This is a genomic window from Acaryochloris sp. IP29b_bin.148, assembly GCF_028285565.1.
Lineage (GTDB): Bacteria > Cyanobacteriota > Cyanobacteriia > Thermosynechococcales > Thermosynechococcaceae > Acaryochloris.
In genome coordinates, this window is record NZ_JANQOY010000242.1 from 1 (window position 1) to 4,923 (window position 4,923).

Here is a 4,923-nt window from a genome sequence, read left to right on the forward strand (position 1 = left end):
CTTACCCGTCGACCGGAACCCAGCATCTTCAACTTCTAGGTGAACCGTAATGTGGGTTTGGCGCGCCTCGGCCATTTGGGTGGCGACGGTGCGCTTCCAAATCAGGTCATACAGCTTACTCTCGGCCCCCTGGAGGCCTGTTTCCTTGGGTGTACGAAACGTTTGTCCAGCCGGACGAATCGCTTCATGGGCTTCCTGAGCCCCTTTACTTTTGGTTTTATATTGCCGGGGTTCAGGACTCAGATAGTTTTTACCGTAGAGGTCTTCCACACAGCTCCGAGCGGCAGCAATCGCCTGTTGCGACAGATTGACCGAATCCGTTCGCATATAGGTGATAAACCCTTTTTCATACAGGCTCTGGGCCACCCGCATAGTTTCCCGTGCCGATAGTCTCAGTTTGCGGTTGGCTTCCTGCTGCAGGGTAGAGGTAATAAAGGGAGGCGCAGGCTTACGAGTAGACGGGCGCTCATCCACCCCCGCAACAGACCAGGTTTTATCGGTCAGACGAGCTTGTAAAGCCAGGGTCTCTGCTTCATTCAGCAGAACAACATCTCGCCCTGCAATGATTTGCCCCGTATTCTCATCAAAGTCATTGCCTGTGGCTAATCGCTTGCCAGCTAGGGTCACCAAGCGCGATTCAAACGACGATTTATCTTTGCTAAGGGCTGCTTTTAAGTCCCAATAGCTGCCTTGACGGAAGGCACGTCGCTCTCGCTCCCGCTTAACGAGCAGCCGCACTGCTACAGACTGTACCCGGCCTGCAGACAAGCTAGGGGCAATCTTTTTCCACAGCAGGGGAGATAGGGTGTATCCCACCAAGCGGTCTAAAATACGGCGGGTCTCTTGGGCGCGCACCAATCGCTGATCCACCTCGCGACAATTGGTTAAGGCCGCTTTAATCGCTTCATCCGTAATTTCATGAAAGACCATCCGCTTGGTCGGCACCTTGGGCTTTAGCAGCTGTAGGAGATGCCAGCTAATACTTTCCCCTTCTCGGTCTTCGTCAGTCGCTAGCACTAACTCATCGGAATTTTTAAGGGCTTCTTTCAGCTCTTTGACAATTTTTTTCTTGTCTTTGGGGACAACGTATAAAGGCTCAAAATCGGACTGGACATTGACCCCTAAGCTAGACCATTTTTCCCCTTTCACTGCTGCGGGAATTTCCGATGCAGTCCGGGGTAAATCGCGAACATGCCCCATCGATGCTTCGACTCGGTATCCTGAAGGCAGATAGTTGCGGATTGTTTTCGCCTTGGTAGGAGATTCAACAATAACCAGTGTGGACATAGTCTCAATAGGGAATCAGTGTTGGACAAAAGTGCGTTGCCTTCGCCAATCTCAACTTAATTCATGCAGATAGACAAAGGTGAAAAAGGAATTCTTAATCTAAGGGCCGAGTTGATATATGAACCTACCCTAACCTTGAATTAGTCGATTGGGTTAGCGCTGGACTGCACCCTTTTAAATTTTTTATAGCAAATGTTGCGAGTGTACCCTAAGTTTTTTGTCACGTGATCAACCTTCAGCCTCTCAAGTCTAGCCCGCTTCTCCCGGCAGAACGTCCCTTAACTTGGTATCTTGGTTGTTGGCGCTTGCGCGTTAAAATTCTCAACATAATCCATGTCATTCAATTTCACCATTCGATGACTTGGCTTATGTCGCCAAAGACATTACCACTTTTGACTAATGGACGTTGCCAATCTCGCTAGCCAGCTCAATGCCACTACCATCTTGCCGGAAGGCGTTTTGGTGATCTCGTTAATTCTTGTTCTCCTTGGAGATATTACCTTTGGTCGTCCATCGGCAAAATGGACCCCATACCTTGCGATCGCAAGTTTGGTAGCCTGCCTCTATCTGCTCTATACCCAGTGGGATCAGCCGAATACCATCGGTTTTCTGGGGAGCTTCCATGCCGATAATCTCAGCATTGTTTTTAGAGCCATTATTGCCCTGTCGACCCTAGTCACCATCCTGATGTCGGTGCGCTATATCGAACAATCGGGCAGTTCCATCGGCGAATTTATGACGGTGCTGTTAACGGCCACCGTCGGAGCCATGTTCCTCTGCGGTGCCGAAGAGCTCGTTATGATCTTTATTTCCTTGGAGACTTTGAGTATCGCCTCTTACCTGATGACAGGTTATATGAAGCGCGATTCCCGCTCCAATGAAGCCGCTCTGAAATATTTGCTGATTGGGGCAGCCAGTTCTGCCGTTTTTCTTTACGGCCTGTCTCTGCTCTACGGCCTCTCCGGTGGCAAAACCCATTTGGATGACATTGCCTTAGCCTTAGCCGATACATCCAAATCCCTGGCCTTGGTCATTTCCCTGGTATTTGTGATTGCCAGTGTGAGCTTCAAAATTGCGGCTGTACCATTCCACCAGTGGACTCCAGACGTGTATGAAGGCTCTCCCACACCCGTGGTGGCCTTTCTTTCCGTAGGATCTAAAGCAGCTGGCTTTGCCCTGGCGATTCGCTTATTAACGCAAGCCTTCCCCAACTTGGTGGAGCAGTGGCAATTCATTTTCACGGCCCTGGCCATTTTGAGCATGGTGCTTGGCAATGTGGTCGCCATTGCTCAAACCAGCATGAAGCGGATGCTTGCTTATTCTTCCATTGGCCAGGCGGGCTTTGTCATGATTGGCCTCGTTATCGGCACAGAAGCAGGTTATGCCAGCATGGTCTTCTATTTGCTGATTTACCTGTTTATGAATTTGGGCGCTTTTACCTGCGTGATTCTGTTCTCGCTGCGCACGGGAACCGACGAGATTGGAGATTACGCTGGACTGTATCTCAAAGATCCCCTATTAACGCTGGCATTGAGTCTCTGCCTGCTTTCCCTTGGCGGTATACCGCCTCTAGCAGGGTTCTTCGGTAAGCTATACCTCTTTTGGGCGGGCTGGCAAGCAGGTGCGTATGGATTGGTCTTGCTGGGTCTAATTACCAGTGTGGTCTCGATCTACTACTACATTCGAGTGATCAAGATGATGGTGGTCAAAGAGCCTCAAGATATGTCTGAGGTCATCAAAAATTATCCCAGTATTGTTTGGAAGCCTTTGGGGATGCGCCCCTTACAGGTGGGTTTGGTTCTCACACTGATTGCCACTTCTCTAGCTGGTGTACTGTCCAACCCGGTCTTGACCATTGTGAATAGCTCGGTTGCAGATGTTCCTCGCTTTAAGCAAGCCGCAATCCCAACAACTATCGATGTTGCCATTCATCCTGAGACCCCTGCAATCGCTCCTGAGCTTTAAAGCGCTCTTTCCGATTCAGTCATCAGATAACCACAACATCTTCATTGGTGCAGAATAAACAATCTCAAGGGAAATCTGTTAAATCCACGACTATTCTCACCCTAGAAAACGCTTGAGCGTAAACTGGCTTCCAGCCAAGCACTAAAAAAGAGCCTGCCAAATGGCAGGCTCTTTTTTGATCGCTAACTTTCTCTGTCCAAGAGAATTTAGTAGGTTTCTACATGCCAGCGATGGGCTTTCTTCAAGGTTCGCTGATACTCTGACCAATCCACACCGTGCTTAGCAGCAGCAGCAGACATGCCTTCATCAATGCCGCCTTCCATGCCTTTCAAACCACAAATATAGGTGTGGGTGTTTTCTTTCTGTACCAGGTTCCACAACTCGTCGGCATGTTCAGCAATCCGGCTTTGGATATACATCTTGCTACCATCTGCCGCCTTTTGTTCCCGGCTGATGGCATAAGTCAAACGGAAGTTGTCAGGATATTGGCTTTGGAGTTCTTCTAGTTCTTGCTTGTAGAGGATGTTAGGGGTGTAGGCAACCCCGAAGAACAGCCAGGCTAAGCCTTTGAACTTATAGTTTTCATGCTTTTCCTTGAACATCCGCCACAGATAGGCTCGAAAAGGAGCAATACCGGTTCCGGTTCCCATCATGATGATGTTGGCTTCAGGATCGTCGGGCAACAGCATTTCCTTACCCACCGGACCTGTGATTTTGACATCATCACCGGTCTGCATGTCGCAGAGATATTTTGAGCACACGCCATAGACCCGCTCTCCGGTCTCAGGATGGTCATACTCTAACTGGCGAACGCAAAGAGAAATGGTTTTGTCATCGACTCGGTCTCCATGACGGGTAGAGGCAATGGAGTAGAGGCGCAACTTATGGGGCTTACCGTTAGCATCTGTGCCAGCTGGGATAATGCCAATACTTTGACCTTCGATGTAGCGCAGATCCCCTTCAGACAGATCAAACGTAAGGTGCTGTACTCTGCCTTCACCGCCTTCTCGGACCAAGCCTTCATTGGATAAGCACTTGCCTACATAGGGGGATTTAGGGCGGTAGATGTTAACGGGGATATTGTCCTTCTTCTTGGCTTTTTTAGCGGGCTGGGCAGGGGTTACGGGGGCTTCGGCAACTGGCTCTGCAATAATGGGCTTTTCTTGAACCTCGGGGACGTCAAGATTGACCATTTTGGCGCCAGCTTTGGCCAGATTTCTCAAATCCTTTTTCAATCGATCGAACGGTTTTTCCATTGTTTCTGAAGCTCTCCGAAGCTAACCTGTCGTAATATTTTGCAATAAAATGTCTGTGATTTCAAAGGAGTGTATCTTACACTCCTGAGGGTTTGAGTTTCAATTTGGTCCTTCGTGCCACCTCCCTCAGCACAAGCGCAACGGTATAAACAGTCCTAGGCAGTGAGCGATGTCTATAGGCTCATTAAATTTATGGCAATAAGTCTAGGGAGCTATTAATAAAACTGATAGCCGAAATTATTTCGGTCTGTAACAAAAAAGTTAAGGTGTGTTGCAACTTACCCTTGAGAACAGAGGCGGATGGCGTTTGGTCAAGATCCCCGTGATACGATTCGCAAAGTAGCTGTTAAAAGTTTGGAGGATCGCCTTGGCACTTCGGGTAGCGGTTGTTGGGTCAGGGCCAGCCGGTTCATCA

Annotated in this window: 2 protein-coding genes and 1 pseudogene; 1 reads left to right on the forward strand and 2 read right to left on the reverse strand. The window is 49.1% G+C overall.

The window, feature by feature from the left end:
* A partial coding sequence (gene topA, locus Q0986_RS22100; protein WP_299416146.1) for a type I DNA topoisomerase occupies positions 1–1,287 on the reverse strand: 1,287 nt, incomplete at its 3' end.
* A 399-nt stretch (positions 1,288–1,686) separates the two neighbouring features.
* Here topA and Q0986_RS22105 point away from each other — a divergent pair.
* Positions 1,687–3,252 carry an NAD(P)H-quinone oxidoreductase subunit N gene (locus Q0986_RS22105; RefSeq protein ID WP_299416149.1) on the forward strand — a complete coding sequence of 522 codons (1,566 nt, stop codon included), beginning with the start codon at positions 1,687–1,689 and terminating at the stop codon, positions 3,250–3,252.
* A 206-nt stretch (positions 3,253–3,458) separates the two neighbouring features.
* On the opposite strand, the pseudogene petH reads toward Q0986_RS22105, so the two are convergent.
* A pseudogene (gene petH, locus Q0986_RS22110) lies at positions 3,459–4,514 on the reverse strand (ferredoxin--NADP reductase); the annotation flags it as partial.
* Positions 4,515–4,923 lie beyond the last annotated feature (409 nt).